Source organism: Chitinophaga solisilvae (assembly GCF_009928525.1).
GTDB classification, from domain to species: domain Bacteria; phylum Bacteroidota; class Bacteroidia; order Chitinophagales; family Chitinophagaceae; genus Chitinophaga; species Chitinophaga solisilvae.
Map to the genome: position 1 here is coordinate 24,518 of NZ_JAABOK010000006.1, position 17,375 is coordinate 41,892.

At 48.7% G+C, this 17,375-nt stretch carries 12 protein-coding genes and 2 tRNA genes; 10 read left to right on the plus strand and 4 right to left on the minus strand.

Going from position 1 to position 17,375, the window contains the following annotated elements:
• Positions 1 to 10 precede the first annotated feature (10 nt).
• Genes GWG06_RS13480 through GWG06_RS13490 form a run of 3 tightly spaced genes read left to right on the plus strand, consistent with a single transcriptional unit; the run spans position 11 to position 2,496 of the window.
• Positions 11 to 541 (plus strand): thioredoxin family protein, encoded by a 531-nt coding sequence (locus GWG06_RS13480; protein ID WP_160713842.1) that lies wholly within the window; start codon positions 11 to 13, stop codon positions 539 to 541.
• 45 nt (positions 542 to 586) lie between these two features.
• Entirely contained in the window at positions 587 to 1,060 is a 474-nt protein-coding gene (locus tag GWG06_RS13485) for a DUF4442 domain-containing protein (protein ID WP_160713844.1), read from the plus strand.
• A 32-nt stretch (positions 1,061 to 1,092) separates the two neighbouring features.
• Positions 1,093 to 2,496: an MBL fold metallo-hydrolase RNA specificity domain-containing protein gene (locus GWG06_RS13490; RefSeq protein WP_160713846.1), complete on the plus strand. Its 1,404-nt coding sequence runs from the start codon at positions 1,093 to 1,095 to the stop codon at positions 2,494 to 2,496.
• A 125-nt stretch (positions 2,497 to 2,621) separates the two neighbouring features.
• Here the strand turns inward: GWG06_RS13490 and GWG06_RS13495 are convergent, their stop codons facing one another.
• Positions 2,622 to 5,774: a sensor histidine kinase gene (locus GWG06_RS13495; protein WP_160713848.1), complete on the minus strand. Its 3,153-nt coding sequence runs from the start codon at positions 5,772 to 5,774 to the stop codon at positions 2,622 to 2,624.
• A 202-nt stretch (positions 5,775 to 5,976) separates the two neighbouring features.
• On the opposite strand from GWG06_RS13495, the gene GWG06_RS13500 reads away from it, so the two are divergent.
• The 4 genes from GWG06_RS13500 (at position 5,977) to GWG06_RS13515 (ending at position 12,784) form a co-directional block, all read left to right on the plus strand.
• On the plus strand, positions 5,977 to 6,579 hold the full coding sequence (locus tag GWG06_RS13500) for an RNA polymerase sigma factor (protein WP_160713850.1): 603 nt from the start codon (positions 5,977 to 5,979) through the stop codon (positions 6,577 to 6,579).
• 51 nt (positions 6,580 to 6,630) lie between these two features.
• Positions 6,631 to 7,608, plus strand: coding sequence for a FecR family protein (locus tag GWG06_RS13505; RefSeq protein ID WP_160713851.1), 978 nt, complete (start codon positions 6,631 to 6,633; stop codon positions 7,606 to 7,608).
• A gap of 218 nt (positions 7,609 to 7,826) precedes the next feature.
• The gene (locus tag GWG06_RS13510) at positions 7,827 to 11,141 is read left to right on the plus strand and encodes a TonB-dependent receptor (RefSeq protein WP_160713852.1); all 3,315 of its coding nucleotides are present in this window, start codon (positions 7,827 to 7,829) and stop codon (positions 11,139 to 11,141) included.
• An 11-nt stretch (positions 11,142 to 11,152) separates the two neighbouring features.
• Entirely contained in the window at positions 11,153 to 12,784 is a 1,632-nt protein-coding gene (locus GWG06_RS13515; protein WP_160713853.1) for a RagB/SusD family nutrient uptake outer membrane protein, read from the plus strand.
• 118 nt (positions 12,785 to 12,902) lie between these two features.
• On the opposite strand, the gene GWG06_RS13520 is transcribed toward GWG06_RS13515, so the two are convergent.
• Both GWG06_RS13520 and GWG06_RS13525 read right to left on the minus strand, forming a co-directional pair.
• Positions 12,903 to 12,974: transfer RNA gene (locus GWG06_RS13520), tRNA-Glu, on the minus strand.
• 65 nt (positions 12,975 to 13,039) lie between these two features.
• Positions 13,040 to 13,795, minus strand: a complete 756-nt coding sequence (locus tag GWG06_RS13525; RefSeq protein WP_202183021.1) for a DUF1345 domain-containing protein — start codon at positions 13,793 to 13,795, stop codon at positions 13,040 to 13,042.
• 122 nt (positions 13,796 to 13,917) lie between these two features.
• On the opposite strand from GWG06_RS13525, the gene GWG06_RS13530 reads away from it, so the two are divergent.
• Positions 13,918 to 14,649, plus strand: coding sequence for a hypothetical protein (locus tag GWG06_RS13530; RefSeq protein ID WP_160713854.1), 732 nt, complete (start codon positions 13,918 to 13,920; stop codon positions 14,647 to 14,649).
• Between the two features lie 55 nt (positions 14,650 to 14,704).
• On the opposite strand, the gene GWG06_RS13535 is transcribed toward GWG06_RS13530, so the two are convergent.
• Positions 14,705 to 14,776: transfer RNA gene (locus GWG06_RS13535), tRNA-Glu, on the minus strand.
• 140 nt (positions 14,777 to 14,916) lie between these two features.
• Between GWG06_RS13535 and gap the strand changes: the two genes are divergently transcribed.
• Together gap and GWG06_RS13545 are read left to right on the plus strand one after the other, a co-directional pair.
• Entirely contained in the window at positions 14,917 to 15,933 is a 1,017-nt protein-coding gene (gene gap, locus GWG06_RS13540) for a type I glyceraldehyde-3-phosphate dehydrogenase (RefSeq protein WP_127038640.1), read from the plus strand.
• 146 nt (positions 15,934 to 16,079) lie between these two features.
• On the plus strand, positions 16,080 to 17,270 hold the full coding sequence (locus tag GWG06_RS13545; RefSeq protein WP_160713855.1) for a phosphoglycerate kinase: 1,191 nt from the start codon (positions 16,080 to 16,082) through the stop codon (positions 17,268 to 17,270).
• Positions 17,271 to 17,375 lie beyond the last annotated feature (105 nt).

Sequence of the window (17,375 nt, forward strand, 5' to 3'; positions counted from 1 at the left end):
AAGTTTTTTTATGAAGAAGATAGTATGGACATTGCTGCTAAGCCTCGCTGTAGCCATTCCTGCCACACAGGCACAGGTAACGGCTACGACGCCCGCTACTGCAGCACATGACCTGGAGCACATTTACAATCCTGCTGCCAACGCCAAAGCTGATATTGCTGCCGCCGTGAAAAAGGCCGCCGCCGAAAAGAAACATGTATTACTGCAGATCGGTGGTAACTGGTGCATCTGGTGCAAGCGCCTGTATAAATTCGTGGCAGATGACGCGGATCTGAAAGCTGCTGCAGATAAGAATTATGTAGTATATCATCTCAACTACAGCAAAGAAAATAAAAATCTTCCTATCCTGAAGGAGCTGGGATATCCGCAGCGCTTCGGTTTCCCGGTACTGGTAATACTGGATGCACAGGGCAACCGCCTGCATACGCAGAATTCAGGCCTGCTGGAATCAGCGGACTCCTATGATAAAAAGAAACTGATGGAATTCTTCAAACAGTGGTCACCTGCAGCATTGCTGCCGGCGAATTATATCAATGAATAACATCTCGCCATGAATAACGGCATTACTACATTTAAAACGGATGCTGTGCAATCTTTCATAAAGTTTGCACAGCATCCGTTTAAGTTTTCAGCCTACCTGTTCTGGAAGATTCCGTCAGCATGGCTTTCCGGGGTAAGGGTACAATCGCTCAGCGAAACCGGATGTGTAACCGCTGTTCCTTACCGCTGGCTTTCACAGAATCCTTTCCGTTCCACCTATTTCGCCTGCCTGGCCATGGCCGGGGAGCTAAGTACCGGTCTGCCGGCATCCATGTATGTTCAGAGTGCATCACGACGTATATCCATGCTAGTTACCAAAATGGAAGCCTCCTTTGTGAAAAAGGCTTCCGGCATCACCCTGTTTACCTGCGCAGAGGTGCCCTTGCTGAAAGCAGCCATAGAAAAGGCGATGAACGGACCAACGGCAGTAGAAATAACTGTCCGCAGTGAAGGCCGTGATAAAGCAGGCACACTAATTGCCTCCTTCGACATCACCTGGTCTTTTAAAGGTAAATCGTAAATGGTGAGCAATATCACCCTTAAAATAAGGATATGAAAATAGCATTTCATGGCGCCGCCCGTACTGTTACGGGCTCCAAACACCTCATCACCCTGAAAAACGGGAAAAAGATATTATTGGATTGTGGTATGTTCCAGGGTATGGGCAAGGAAACCGATGACCTGAACAGAGACTTTGGATTTGATCCGCAGGAAGTCACGTACATGGTACTTTCCCATGCGCATATCGATCACTCCGGCCTTATCCCCCGGCTCGTGAAGATGGGCTATGCAGGCAGCATCTACTGCACTGCCCCCACCCGCGACATGACCGAAATACTCCTGCTCGACTCCGCAGAAATACAGGAAGACGATGTAAAATTCACCAACAAAAAAAGAGCAAAGGAAGGACAACCCTACATACTTCCCCTCTATACAGTTGATGATGCCAAAAGAGCCATACACTCGCTGAAACCGACAGGATACAACACCTGGATTAAAATAGATGAAGATATTCAGCTCATGTTCACCGACGCCGGCCACATTGTTGGCGCCGCTTCCGTGCACCTGCGCATTACCGAAAACGGCAAAACGGAACAGATCACCTTCAGCGGCGATATCGGACGGTACAATGATGCCATCCTGAAATCGCCGGCCACCTATCCACAGGCAGACTATATCCTCATTGAATCTACCTACGGCAGCACCCTGCACGCCGATGCCGCCCCAGCCGATGATGAGCTGCTGCGTTACATAGAGAAAACATGCATCCAGAAAAGAGGGAAACTCATCATCCCCGCTTTCAGCGTTGGCCGCACCCAGGAACTGCTTTACGCCCTTAACAAAGCGCAACTCAACGGCAAACTCCCCAGGGTGGATATATTTGTGGACAGCCCGCTCTCTACCGAAGCCACGGCCGTTACCAAAGCACATCCCGAAGTTTTCAACCGCGACGTATCAGACCTGCTCAAAAGAGATGATGACCCGTTCGATTTCCCCGGCCTCCGCTACGTTAAATCCGTAGACGAGTCTAAAATGCTCAACTTCCGGAAAGAGCCCTGCGTCATCATTTCCGCCTCCGGCATGGCCGAAGCAGGACGCGTAAAACATCATATCGCCAATAACATCGATGAAGAACGCAACACTATTCTCATCGTCGGCTATTGCGAACCACAATCCCTCGGCGGCCGCCTCATGCGCGGCGCAAAAGAAGTATCCATCTATGGCGACCGCTACGAAGTAAAAGCTGAAGTAGGCGTAATCCGATCTATGAGCGCCCATGGCGACTACGAAGACCTCAGCCAGTGGCTCTCCTGCCAGGACCCCAGGGAAATAAAAAAACTTTTCCTCGTACACGGAGAATACGATGTACAGCTCATCTTCAAAAACTGGCTCTTCAAAAAAGGATTCCTGGATATAGAAATCCCGGAGAGACACTATGAGATAGGATTGAGATAATTTGGTTATTTGATTATTTGATTATTTGAGATTTATCTCCAATCATGATGGCTCTTGTTCTTCAGAAGGCAGTTCCTGATGAAATACAAATCTCAAATAATCAAATAACCAAATAACCACATATTCTACTCTTCTACCAGCGGGAACCACAAATTAACCCTTGTTCCGGTGGGCCTTCCCCAACTATCGGTCAGGTCTTCTATATCGAAGCTGGCATCTACATTGAAACGGCTGTTGTATAATTGTAACCGGTCGCGGGTAATCTGTAATCCGCGGGAATGGTGTTGTTCCCTGTTGTTTTTCATGGCGGCAGATTGAGCCCTGCCAATACCGTTATCTTCGATGGTGCATAATACCATGCGATGCAGGATGGAGAAGGTGATGGTCAGTTTCCCCTTTGATTTGATGTGCAGGAGCCCATGCCAGATGGCGTTCTCCACGAAAGGCTGCATAATCATGGTCGGAATCTCCACCAGGTCTGCATCCAGGTTATCGTCAATAACAACGTGGTATTCGAACTGATCGGTGAAGCGCAGTTTTTCCAGCTCCATATAATTCACGAGCATATCCACTTCCCGCGAGACGGGAATATTATTGAGCTGCGAGTTATCCAGCACGTTGCGTATGAGCCGTGCAAAGCGGCTCAGATAGGACAATGCCTGTTCTGTTTCGCTTTTCATCATGAAAGTCTGGATGGAGTTGAGCGCATTGAAGATAAAGTGCGGATTCATCTGTGCGCGTAGCGCCTTCATTTCCAGCTGCGCCATCTGCTGCTGTATTTCTTCCCGCTGCTGCGCTTCCTTTTTAACGGTGGCGATGCGTAATCTGAAGTACAGGTAGATGAGAGCTGCCACCAGCAGCAGGCATAAGAGGCGGAACCAGGGCGTTTGCCAGAAAGCAGGCCTGATGAAGATTTCCAGCTCACTGATATTATTGGAAAAGGTGCCGGCGGTATTCACGGCCTGCACGCGGAAAGTGTAATTTCCCGGAGCCAGGTTGGTATACTTCGCTACCAGCATATCTTCTGCACGTACCCAGTCTTCATCAACGCCTTCCAGTTTATAGAGATAGCGGATTTTTTCGTGGTGGTACTGCAGACTTTTAAACTCTATGCTGATGAAGTTCTGGCGGTGTGTCAGCATTACCGGCGCCTGGTCCCGGATGGCCGCACCGATGAGGATGTTGCTGTCCAGCGCTTTCATATTTACGATAGTGACATCCGGTGGAGGCGGTGATACCTGTAATATGTTGGGATCAAACACCACGAAGTGATCCGGTGCGCCTACCAGCAGCCGGCCGTCCTGTAACTTTACTATCTGCCGGCGTACCTTTCTGTTATTGCCGATGATTTCTTCTCCCTGTACAAAGCTCTCCAGGCGCTCCTTCGGGAGTTTCAGCCGGTAAAAGCCATAGGGAGTGGTAAACCATATTCTGCCGGGCGTATCTTCCTTCATGCTGAGGACCCATTCATCAAAGAGCTGCCTGTTTATCTGCAGCGGATGATAGGTGCTGTTGTTCACATTTACTATCCACAACCCGTGGTCAGTACCCGCCAGCAGGATACTGTCATTGTATCTGAACAACCCGGTTACATTGCTGTAGTTATGCGTGCCCCATTTAAAGGTTTGCCTGCCGGTTATTTTACGGGTACGTGTGTTAAACTGAATAAGTCCGCTGGTAGTGGTTGCCAGCAGTAAGATGGAATCATTCCGCGGAATGATATGCATAACAGATACCGGGCGCTTCAGGGAATCCGTAATTTCATGATAGTAGTTAAAGCTGTTCTGCTGCGGGTTCCAGCTGGATAGTCCCTGTTTATACAATCCGATCCACACTACGGTATCGTGTTGCGGCAGTAGGTACAGCAATGTTTGTTCATTCAGCGCCGGTGAGCTGAGGTGCCGGGTGAAGGTACCAGTGGCGGGGTTGAACAGGGAGAGGTAACCGTTTTCCTGTCCTACCAGTACCGTACCGTTTTTTAGTTCTGCGAAACTCCATACCAGGGAACGTTCTTCGGGGATGCCAGCCTGTTCGTGATGGCTGTGCATATAGCCTGACAGCAGCTGCAGCTGCGCTGAAAGCCGGCTGAATCCTTTACCCCAGTATCCTACATATACGTCACCGTTGGTAGCCTGGTAAATGCCTGTAACTTCGGCGGCGGGCAACTTTTCGCGGGTATGTTCAAAAGTGGTGCGGTGGTCCAGCATGCGGAAGGTGCTGTTATGCATGCTGAGTATGTTCACTCCGTGATCGGTACCTATCCAGAGGTGCCCTTCGCGGTCGCTCAGGAAGCAGTTGGCTTCATAGTCATAATGAAAACTGCGGTCATCAGAATTATCTCCGGTGATATTTACATCGAAAGTATCCCTGGCGGCATTGAACCGGTAAATCCCGCCCTGTTCTGTAGCTACCCATAGCTGGTTTTCTCCGTCAGTAGCGATATCAAAGATGGCGTCGTAGAGATGCGGTTCTTTGGTGGCGGGGAAGAAAAATTTCTTATGGCGGCGGGTGGCGGGTTCATAGCAGTAAAGCTCTCCGCGGCGCCCTGCCAGCCAGATACGGTGACGGATATCCGTAAATATTTTTTTAAAGCTGTTATCTATTTCCAGTACAGGCAGGTGGCGCGGGTTATTGCGGGCGCTGTGGAGGTGTTTCCTTTGCCTGTCCAGTATATACAGGCCATGAAGTCCGCTGATCCAGAGGTTTCCGTCTTTATCTTCCATAATACCGTCCTGCATCTGCCGGCGGTCGGCCTCCGGAATGAAGGTGGCGCGCCGGAAGACCTGTTCCTTTTCATCGAAGCGGAGAAGGCCGTCGAGCGTGGTGACCCATATAACGCCGGCATGATCCTGCAGGATATTGGTACATTTCAGTCCTTCGGGCAGATCCGGTCTGTCAGCTACCTTCACTGTTTTCAGGCGGCCTGTAACGGGATCATATACACGAATATTTTCCGGGGTTCCCATCCAGATACGGCCATCTTTATCTTCACACAAACATATATCATCATAATAGATAGAACCCGGTACCCGGTCGAAGTTGGCAATAGTGACCAGGTTGGTACCGTCATAGCGCTGCAGGGCAGTACTGGCGATCCAGATAAACCCTTTGCGGTCCTGCAGTATGGCAGATACATGATTGCTGGCCAGGCCGGTACTGATATCCAGATGGGAAAAATGCCAGGAGGCCTGCTGTGCCCGCGTTACCTGTACACATAACAACCATGACAACAGGAATATTAAAAACCTGGTGGCATCACACTGTTTAGGGGCATTCACATATATGCGCTTTTGGGTCATCGCGGTCTGAAAAAGTAGCTGTGGGAATAAAAATACTAAATGTAGCGGTGAATCCGGCAGAAAGCCTGCCCCCTTCCCTGTTCATCTTGTTAAGATACTATTCTATTTGGAGAATATCATACGCTTACCCAATGGAAATTTAAAATAGCTTTAATCGTAACCAGTATTAAAAATCACGGCAGTGAACAATTTATCACCTGAAATGGATGTATTATGGGAACGTATCCGTCATGATGACGCAGGCGCCGTTGTAATACTGTATGAGAAACACTATACCGACCTGCTTACCTATGGCATTCAGCTGAGCAAAGACCTTGACTATTCCAAAGACCTGATTAACGATATATTTCTGCATTTATGGGAGAAACGCCGTCAGCTGAAACCTGTAGCCAATACGCGGGCCTATCTTTTCGCCTGCCTGCGCAGAAAATTCTATCAGCAGACTGGCAACAAAACACAGGTACAATACCTGGAAGACGAGCTGCTGCAAAGCATTTCAGCACAGAGCATTCCATCGCAGGAAGAGATGCTGATTGCTATTCAGCATACTACTGAGATACGCCAGCGGGTACAGCAGGCGCTGTCTAAATTAACAGGCCGTCAGCAGCAGCTGATACGCATGCGCTATTACGATCAGCTGAACTATGAACAGATGGAAGCCGCCACCGGCATTGCTGTTAAAACTATCTACAATACTATTTACAACGCCATGAAAGTATTGTCTGCCGAATTGAAAGGGGTACCGGTGATTACCCTGCTGTTATTTTATTTTGAAAAAAGATAAAATTCTTTTGGGAAAAATTCACTGTTCTTCTCTTCTTACTAATATATGCCCATGGAATATCAAGATCCGGAAGATTTTATCAGGGATGATTCCTTTCTGCTGTACTGCAGTGGAAAGGCGCCTGAAGCCACCGCCCGCTGGGAACAATGGCTGGCAGACAATCCCGGCCGCAGGCAGGATGTTATGCAGGCCAGAGAGCTGGTGTTGTACATACAGGCTGAACTGACCGATGTAGCAGCTGCTTCGGCCACATTCCGCCAGCGCCTGTCTCCTGTCAGCGATCTTCCGGCGCCTGTTTTTCCGCTGTGGAAAAAAATGCTGGGAGTGGCTGCAGGGCTGCTGCTGCTGGCAGGCAGCTTCGGCATCTGGCGTTATATCAGCACGCCGGACTGGCTGGAAGTATCCACGCCGCTGGGGGCAGTAAAAAAAGTAGCGTTACCGGATGGCACACAGATGTGGCTGAACGGAGGTACAACGGTAAAGTATATACGAAAATTCCGACAATCCAGACAGGTAGTGCTGGAAGAAGGAGAAGTATTTTTCAATGTAGTGCATCGTGCGGATGTACCTTTTGAAGTAAGGCTCCCCGGCGGATTACAGGTACAGGACATCGGCACGGCGTTCTCTGTAAAAAGCAGGCAGCAGATCAGCGATGAATTGCTGCTGGTACAGGAAGGGAAAGTATTACTGAAGAAAAATGAACAACATATACAAACGCTGGAAAAAAATGAGGGTATCAGCATAGAGAAAGGAACCATGAAAACGACAGCGGTAAAAGCCAGTCCGGTCAGCACTTCCGGGTGGCTCACCGGCACCGTGGCACTGGACAACCGCAGCTTCAGCGAACTGGGTATAGCATTGGAAAACACCTTTCAGAAAAGGGTTATCATCAACGGGGAACAACTGAAAAATCGTAGTATCACCATCACCTTCAGCAGGCAGGATAACCTGCAGCAGCTGCTGGAAACCTTGAAGTTAGTTTATCAGATCACGTATGAAATTTCCGGAGAACAGGTCATTATCAAATAAGTAATCATTATCATCAACCAAATCGACAACCACTAATGTAAAACATCTCCTGTAAAAACAAAGCTGCTCCGTGCAGGGAGCAGCCCGTCATTCTATTCAACAAAGTTTTCCATTTGGCCGTGGGTACTTTGCTGAAGCGGGTTTCGCATGCCTTTTAATCACACAAAAACCAATTCAAATGTATGAAAATTAAGCTACCAAAAATCCTGATCAGATTTATGAGAGTTTCTGTACTGGTGCTGCTGACTGTAATGCTGAGCACCTCGCTGTTAACAGCTATTCCGTTGCACGGACAACAGCTGACAAATACCAGGGTAACTATCAGCGTAGAAAAAATACCGCTGGGCGAAGCGCTGCTGCAGCTGCGGACAAGCGCCGGCATTTCCTTCGTTTTCAATCCTGCCGAACTGAAACCATTTACTGTTGTCAACAAAAAATTTAATAGGGAAACAGTCGGAAATATTCTGCAGCATCTGCTGCTGAACACAGGCCTTTCATTCAGGGAGTCGGCCAATCATATTGCCGTATTCAAGCCAGTACCCCAGGAAACAACTGATAACGCCGCTCCTGCTGCATACCAGCAGGGTGGCGAATTTCAGCTGAAGGGCCGCGTAGTGAATGATCGCGACAATACCGCTATTCCTTTTGTTAACATCAAAATAGAAAACTCCACCCGCGGCGTTATCGGCGATGGCGACGGTAATTTCCAGCTGAAGGTAAAAGCCGGCGATATACTGATCATCAGCTCCATGGGGTTTCTCACACAGAAAATAAAAGCCGGCGGCGAATCGCAACTGACTATTCGTTTAGCCGAAGACGTTAAGGGTATGGACGAAGTCGTGGTAGTAGCTTACGGAGAACAGAAGAAGGTAAGTGTAACAGGCGCTATTGCCACCGTGCGTACCCGTGAGCTGAAACAGAGTCCTGTAGCCAATTTGAACAACGCCCTCGCCGGAAGGCTCCCCGGCCTGATTACCGTGCAGCGCAGCGGCAAGCCAGGGGCAGATCAGTCACAGCTATACATCCGCGGCGTATCCACCCTTTCCGCCGGCAATGCCGCTCCCCTCATCGTAGTAGATGGCGTGGAAGGCAGGGCCTTCTCCGACATAGAACCTGGTGATGTAGATGCTGTCACCATTCTTAAAGACGCTACCGCTACTGCTATCTACGGTATCAGGGGCGCCAACGGCGTAGTGCTTGTAACTACCCGCCGCGGCTCCGCCACCAGGGCTCCTTCTATTTCCTTCACCGCACAACGCGCCATTCAGAAACCTACCCGCCTCTTTGAGGTAGTTAACTCCTACGAATATGCAACCCTGTACAATGAAGCCCTGCGTAATGAAGGGCTGGCGGAAAAGTACAGTCCTGCTGACCTCGACGGTTATAAAAACCATACCGATCCCTATAAATATCCGGATAACAATTTCGCAGATCTGCTGCTGCGCTCCTCTTCCGCCATGGACAGGTACAACCTGACTATCAGCGGCGGTTCACCGTTTGCGCGCTTCTTCATCTCCGGAACTTACCTCGGCCAGGACGGGATCTATAAAAATTTCCCTAACGCCTATAACTACAAAACCAATACACGGTACAACCGCGCTAACTTCCGCGCCAATGTGGATATCGATGTAACCAAATCTACCGTGGTACGCCTGGATCTCTCCGGCAGCTTCGGGCAGCGCAATGAAGCCCCCTATGATAATGACCCCTTCTTCTCTATTGTCCGCTTTACCCCTAACCTGGCTCCTATTTATAATCCTGATGGCTCCTGGGGCGCATCTTCCCTGCTGACCAACAACCCGGTGGCAGAGCTGGCAGACAAAGGCTATGCTATCTATTACAACGGGTATGCACAGGGGTTCTTCAGCATTACACAGAAACTGGATCATTTTCTGAAAGGGTTGTCTGCTTCCGCCAATATCAGCTACGACGCCAACTACAGCCAGACGCAGACGCGCTCTAAAAATTATTTCGCCTATGCGCTCAATCCCGATGGTACTGTAAACAAACAGCCCGTGCGCCAGGGAGGGAAACTTAATCCGGTGGCCGCTTCCTATGGGCTTGACCGTTTTACCACCTTCCAGGGCCGCCTGAACTATGCGCGTAAGTTTGGGGAAGATCACAACGTTACCGGGCTGTTGTTATACACGCAGACCAAACGTTTCTCCGGCGGTGCGCTCCCTTTTGCGCTGCAGGGCATTTCCGGCAGGGGCACCTACGATTTCCGCAGCAAATATTTTGCTGAATTCACCTTTGGTTATAATGGTTCCGAGAATTTCATCAAAGGACGGCGCTTTGGTTTCTTTCCGGCATTCTCTGCAGGGTGGCTGGTTTCAGAAGAACATTTTATGAAAGGCGCTACCTCCTTCCTCGATTATCTGAAAATCCGCGGCTCCTACGGCGTGGTGGGCAACGATCAGCTGGGAGGTTCCCGCTTCCTCTTCCAGAGCTATTATGCTGACGGCGGCGGCGGCAGCTTCGGCAATCCGCCCAACGGAACTTCCGGCATCAATGAAGGTTATCTGGGTAATGAAATGATTACATGGGAAAAAGGTTATAAATCCAACATCGGTATAGAAACAAAATTCCTGCATAACAAACTGCGCGTCAATGTGGACCTCTTCCACGAAAACCGGCGCGACATTCTCATCAACGCCAATACCCTCCCGGATTTCACCGGGTTCCCCAACAATCCGCCGCTGAACAAGGGCCGGGTAATTAACAAAGGTTTTGAGGCAGAAGCCAGCTATTCCAGCAACATCGGTAAAAACTTCACCTGGATGATACGCGGTAATATGCAATACAACCGTAACCGGATAGAAGAGATGGATGAGCCTACGCCTAAATATCCCTACCTCGCGCAGACCGGTCAGCGTGTAGGTCAGAACTTCGGACTGATAGCCGAAGGCTTCTTCAGAAACCAGGAAGAAATAGATAAAAGCCCGAAGCAGACCTTCGTTTCCGTAGTAAGGCCCGGAGATATTAAATACAAGGATGTGAATAACGATGGCGTAGTAGATGTTTTTGACCAGGTGCCGATCGGTTATGCAGCTATTCCTGAAATACAGTATGGCATTACGCTGAGCTGCAACTACAAGAATTTTGATTTCAGCATGCTCATACAGGGAGCGGCAAACAGCAGCGTTTACCTGAGCGGATGGGGCATCTTCGAATTCTATCAGCTGGGCACCGCCATGAAATACCACCTGGACAGATGGACGCCGGAAACCGCCGGAACTGCTACCTGGCCAAGGTTGTCCACTTCCTTCAATGCCAACAACCACCGTATCTCTACCATGATGCTTAAATCAGGTGATTATGTGCGTCTGAAAAACCTGGAAATAGGTTACTCGCTGCCGCAACAGGTGCTGAAAAGAGTGGGACTGTCCAATCTGCGTGTATTTGCCAACGGACAAAACCTGCTTACCTGGGATAAGCTGAAGGTTACCGATCCGGAGTATGCATCAGGCGGTATCCGCAGCACCTATCCGCAACAACTGGTTTACAACTTTGGTTTCACGCTCGACTTCTAATGCAATTCACTATGAAACATACGTACTTATTATACCTGGTGATGGGCTCCGGCATTTTTTTCAGCTCCTGCAAAAAAGGATTCCTGGATATCGCCACCAACGAAAACATCAGTAAAGAACAGGTTTTCAGCAGCCTGGACTTCACCGAAAAATTTGTAAACAACATCTACACCGGCATTCCCAACGGATTTGACCGCGTAGGTGAATTTGTGAGCCTGAATGCTTTATCAGACGAAGGCGAGCCAACCTTCAAACAACAGGCGAAAGAATTTAATGGTGGTGGTTACAATGCGTCCTATTTCCCGGTGAGTTCTCCTTCCTGGGCAAATACGTATAAGAATATACGAAAAACGAACCTGTTGCTGGCAAACATCGGCGGAGTACCGGCTAATGGCGAGGCAGACGAACAGCTGAAGCAGCGCCTCCGCGGCGAAGCACTCTTTCTCCGCTCCTTCTTTTACTTTGACCTGCTGAAGTTTTTCGGTCCCTTCATTATTTCAGACCGGCCGCTGGATGTCAATGAAAACCTGCAGCTGCCGCGTAACAGCTATGATGAATGTGTAGCTTTTCTGGAGAAATCACTGGATGAAGCTATTAAGCTGCTGCCGGTAACCTTTGATGCCGGTACTGGTTATGGCAGGGCTACGAAGGGCATGTGCATGGCGCTGAAATCCAGGCTGCTGCTGTATGCTGCCAGCCCGCTCAACAGCGCCGATAATGCCGCCAGGTGGCAAAAGGCCGCGGCGGCAGCGAAAGCGGTGATAGATCTTAACGCTTACGCTTTGTATACGAAGAATACTGACAAGGTGATAAACTACCAGCAGATATTCCAGGACTACGGCAACCCGGAACTGATTATGTCCCTGAACTTCGGCGCCGGCAAATCACTGGAACAGGCATTCTTCCCGCCGGGTAATTCCGGCTGGGGCAATACCGTGCCTACCCAGGAAATGGCGGATGCCTATGAAACCAGCGACGGCCTCCTGATTACTGACACCGGTTCTGTTTACAATGCTGCCAGACCATATGAAAACCGCGATCCCCGCTTCTACGCATCCGTACTTTATCACGGACAGCCATTTAAAGGCCGTAAACTGGACTGCAGCACCACCGGCATAGATGGGATCCGCACCTCCAATAATGCGACCACTACGGGCTATTATTTGCGCAAATACATCAATGAAAATATCAACCTGAATACCGGCGCCGGCAGAACGATGTATTGGGTATGGTTCCGGCTGGCCGAGATGTACCTCAACTATGCAGAAGCGGCGAATGAAGTCACTGCGAACCCATCGCAGGACCCGTTGATTTATACCTACATCAACCTGATCCGGGCACGTTCAGGTATGCCTGCCCTGCCGGCCGGACTGGATAAGGCTGCCATGCGCAAACGTATCCGCCATGAAAGGCAAATAGAGCTGGCATTCGAAGAACACCGCTTCTTTGATATCCGGCGCTGGAAAACCGGGGAGACTCACCTCAACGGCTATACGCACGGTATTGAATGGACACCGGATGGCAGCAGCTATAAAATTGTGGAAGTATTCAGCAGGATATTTCAGCAGAAGATGTATTACATGCCTATCCCCCAGTCGGAAGTAGATAAGGATAAGCAGCTGCAGCAAAACAACGGATGGTAAAACCCTTCATAAAGGTCGCTTTCAGGCTGGCTGCCGGGCAACCGGTGGCCGGATCGGAAAGCGTATACTGGCTACAAACGAAAAAGGACTTCTTTTCAGAAGTCCTTTACTTTTTTTGTACCACGTACGGGAATCGAACCCGTGATTCCTCCGTGAAAGGGAGGCGTCTTAACCCCTTGACCAACGCGGCGTTTTCGATTGGGATTGCAAAGATAGGTAATTGTTTTTCTTTGCAAAATTTTTCTTCAACTTTTTTTAAAAATCTTTTGAAGGCGCTGTTTCCTGCATCGTAACCACCGGTTTTACAGGTGGTTGCATATGCGCGGACGATGGCTTTAATCCTGCAATCAGATTGATCGTCAGCGCTACTACAAAGGTATTGAGAATAAATGACAATAATCCATGCACCAGCGCCGTACGGCGGATGGTCCGCGCATCTATCTGTACGTCAGACACCTGGAAAGTCATCCCTATCACAAAGGAGAAATAGGCGAAGTCCAGGTAATCCGGTTTCTTTTCATCAGGAAATTCCAGTCCGCCGGCATGTTTCGTATTATCCAGTTTATCGTCATCGTAATACAGGTTTGCATAATGAAAAGTAAAAGTAGTATGCACCATAAACCAGGAGGCCAGCATCCCTGTAACGGATACCGGCAGGTACATGCCTCCGTCTTCCCCGTGCGACAGCATGAGCAGCAGGATGGTCACCATACTGGAGAAGGAAGCAATGAGTACAATAACCGTCACAAACAACCGGCTGCCGTCATCCACACGCGCCCATTCGCGGATGCCCGTCACCGGGCGTTTGAAAAATACGATCCATCCCGTAGCGATATAGGAAAGCGCAAATACATCCCACAGCAACATATAATACACCAGCGGATTACGGATGGAATGAGGAAAAAGCAGTAATACCAGCAACATGAGCAGCGTTGTTCCCAGACTGACCATCACACGTTCCAGCGGATGGAGGTTCAGCAGTATGCTGACAGCTTTCTTCCTTTTAACCATAGGATGATATTTACGCTACTAAAAATAAGCTATTAGCAGCATGCGGCATACATACTATCAGCTAAAACTTCACATCGGCTGAATTACTTATCTTTGGTTAACTCCAAACAACCAGATCACTGATGGAAAATACGCCTCAAAAACCTCCTGTACAAACAGGTCACAGCTGGCCTGACCTTATTATCAAACATTTCCCGATTGTCAGGGTGCTGATTATTGTCTTGCTTATAACTGGATTGATAGCGGGTATATATGTTTATACTACGAATGGCAAGGTTTCCTTGATGGGTTTTTCCTTTGAAAAATCCCACACACAGGTAAAGGATTCGCTGCTAAAGAAACAGACTGATACTGTTTATATAAACAATACTCCTCCGGCTCCGAAAGCTGCGCCGGCTAAAGAAAAGCCAGTTGTACCGGTACAGAAAAACCAGTCGGGTAAAAATGAAGCAAACGTGAATACCGGTACTAACAATGGCATTATCGGCGGTGAAAACAATAAGGCGGACAATAGCAATCATATTGTTCAGGGAAATAACAACGGCATCAACGGGGATGTAACGGTAATTGCAGAAAAAACCTTTGCATCCGGAGAGGAAAACGAACTTTTAAAACTGATAGATAAACTGGAAAAAGAAAATAATATTGCTTTCAGCTGTTTCAATATATACGTCTTAAATACAAGTAATGGACAGAAGGTAGCTCAGCAGATGACAGATTTTCTTGTCAGCAAAGGTTATACGTTGCAGCGTTCAGGGATAAGGTTCGCAGCCGGCGGCAAAGGCGGCAAGGGTATCAATGTGATATATGACAATCAATCCGGCTGCCTGGATATAACGGTAGGTACGCTATAAAAATCATTTCCGGGAAATAAAAAAAGGACTTCTTTGCAGAAGTCCTTTTTTCTTGTACCACGTACGGGAATCGAACCCGTGATTCCTCCGTGAAAGGGAGGCGTCTTAACCCCTTGACCAACGCGGCGGATCGTTTTGGGATTGCAAATGTATAACCTTTTCTGATATTTCCAAAAAAAAATTTCATAACTTAAAAATACCTTGATTAATAAGGGTATTGATTGTAAATTCGCTCTCGATTTTTTCATACTCAAATCACGATGTAAAATGGGAACTACTCTCAAAATTGGTATTAATGGTTTCGGTCGTATTGGCCGTTTGGTATACCGCCAGATTTACAAAATGCCCGGCATTGATGTGGTAGCTATCAATGACCTGACCAGCCCGGCCGTGCTGGCGCATTTGCTGAAATATGATTCCGCACAGGGTAGGTTTGATGCAGAAGTTAAACATTCTGAAAATGCAATTAATGTGAACGGTGAAGATGTGAAGATATATGCACAAAAAGATCCGTCTCAGATTCCATGGAAAGAACACGACATCGATGTAGTTATCGAGTGTACCGGTTTCTTTGCTGATAAAGACAAAGCATCTGCTCACCTGACTGCCGGCGCTAAAAGAGTAGTGATCTCCGCTCCTGCTACCGGAGATCTGAAAACCATCGTGTTCAACGTAAACCATGAGCTGCTGGATGGTAGCGAAACCGTTATCTCCTGCGCTTCCTGCACCACCAACTGTCTCGCTCCCATGGCGAAAGTACTGCAGGATACCTTTGGTATCGCTTCCGGTTTAATGACCACCGTTCACGCTTACACCAACGACCAGAACACCCTGGATGCTCCGCATCCGAAAGGTGACCTGCGCCGTGCCCGCGCTGCCGCTGCGAACATCGTTCCCAACAGCACCGGCGCTGCTAAAGCGATCGGCCTGGTACTGCCTGAACTGAAAGGTAAACTCGATGGCAGCGCCCAGCGTGTTCCAACCATCACCGGCTCCCTGACAGAACTCACTACCATCCTGAATAAGAAAGTAACTGCTGAAGAAGTAAACGCAGCTATGAAAGCAGCCGCCAACGAATCTTTCGGTTACACTGAAGATGAAATCGTAAGCTCCGATGTAATCGGTATCCACTACGGTTCCCTGTTCGATGCTACTCAGACAAGAGTACTGACTGTAGGCGATCACCAGATGGTTAAAACCGTATCCTGGTACGATAACGAAATGAGCTATGTATCTCAGCTGGTACGTACTGTAAAGTACTTCGCCGGTCAGATCAGCAAATAACTACTACCATCCCGGTAGCAATACCGGGATACTTTTTTTAATTCCGCGGAACAACTACACCATAGCATACTCGGTTGAACACTTGCTTTGTGCTGTTGGTCCGCGGTTTTTTTATTGATTAAACCCTCCATCTTAAATCGCTTTTTATGAGCAAATTCTCCGACTACAACTTCAACGGACGCAAAGCCCTTGTACGCGTGGATTTCAACGTGCCGCTGAACGATAAACTGGAAATCACGGACGATACCCGCATGCGCGCAGCCGTTCCTACCATCAAAAAAATTCTCCAGGATGGCGGCGCTGTCATTCTCATGTCCCATCTGGGCCGCCCGAAAGATGGTCCTGCTGACAAATACTCTTTAAAACATCTCGTATATCACCTCATCTCCCTGCTGAACGGTGCTACCGTGAAGTTTGCAGAAGACTGCGTTGGCCCCGTTGCCGAAAAAGCAGCAGCAGACCTTCAAATGGGCGAAGTACTGCTCCTGGAAAACCTCCGCTTCCACAAAGCAGAAGAGAAAGGCGATACCGCTTTCGCAGAACAGCTTTCCACACTGGGTAACGTTTACGTAAACGACGCCTTCGGTACCGCACACCGCGCACACGCTTCCACAGCAGTTATCGCTCAGTTCTTTGCGCCGGAAAACCGTATGTTCGGCTACCTCATGGAAGCAGAAGTAAACAACGCTGAAAAAGTACTCAACAACGCAGAACGCCCTTTCACCGCCATTCTCGGCGGCGCAAAAGTGAGCGATAAAATACTGATTATCGAAACACTGATGGACCGCGCCAACAACATCATCATCGGCGGCGGTATGGCTTACACCTTCCTCAAAGCCCAGGGCAATGAAATCGGTAACTCCCTCTGCGAAAATGATAAACTCGACCTCGCTAATGACCTGCTCCAGAAAGCAAGACAGAAAGGCGTTCAACTGATATTACCGGTAGATTCCGTTGCTGCTGATAAATTTGCTGCGGACGCCAACACACAGGTAGTTACCAACGACAATATCCCCGCAGGATGGATGGGCCTCGACATAGGACCCGCTTCTGTAGAGCTTTTCAGCCAAACCATCAGCGAATCTAAAACCATTCTGTGGAACGGTCCTATGGGCGTTTTTGAAATGGAAGCCTTCCAGAAAGGTACTAAAGGCGTAGCCGATGCCATCGTAGCAGCTACTGCCGGAGGCGCATTTTCCCTGGTAGGCGGCGGCGACTCCGTTGCTGCCGTTAACCAGTTCGGCCTGGCAGAAAAAGTAAGCTATGTATCCACCGGCGGTGGCGCCATGCTCGAATTCTTCGAAGGCAAAGAATTACCAGGCATCGCGGCCATTTAGTTATTTTCTCATTTGAGATTTGGTTATTTAAAATGCAGCGAAGATCTAAGCATATTTCATTGTTTGCTTAGATCTTCGCTGCATTTTAAATAACCAAATCTCAAA

Bases quoted from the DNA above. Each gene is read 5' to 3' on its own strand.
- GWG06_RS13480 (WP_160713842.1), top strand. From the start codon at position 11: ATGAAGAAGATAGTATGGACATTGCTGCTAAGCCTCGCTGTAGCCATT.
- GWG06_RS13490 (WP_160713846.1), top strand. From the start codon at position 1,093: ATGAAAATAGCATTTCATGGCGCCGCCCGTACTGTTACGGGCTCCAAA.
- GWG06_RS13505 (WP_160713851.1), top strand. From the start codon at position 6,631: ATGGAATATCAAGATCCGGAAGATTTTATCAGGGATGATTCCTTTCTG.
- GWG06_RS13510 (WP_160713852.1), top strand. From the start codon at position 7,827: ATGAGAGTTTCTGTACTGGTGCTGCTGACTGTAATGCTGAGCACCTCG.
- GWG06_RS13515 (WP_160713853.1), top strand. From the start codon at position 11,153: ATGAAACATACGTACTTATTATACCTGGTGATGGGCTCCGGCATTTTT.
- GWG06_RS13525 (WP_202183021.1), bottom strand. From the start codon at position 13,795: ATGGTTAAAAGGAAGAAAGCTGTCAGCATACTGCTGAACCTCCATCCG.
- GWG06_RS13530 (WP_160713854.1), top strand. From the start codon at position 13,918: ATGGAAAATACGCCTCAAAAACCTCCTGTACAAACAGGTCACAGCTGG.
- gap (WP_127038640.1), top strand. From the start codon at position 14,917: ATGGGAACTACTCTCAAAATTGGTATTAATGGTTTCGGTCGTATTGGC.
- GWG06_RS13545 (WP_160713855.1), top strand. From the start codon at position 16,080: ATGAGCAAATTCTCCGACTACAACTTCAACGGACGCAAAGCCCTTGTA.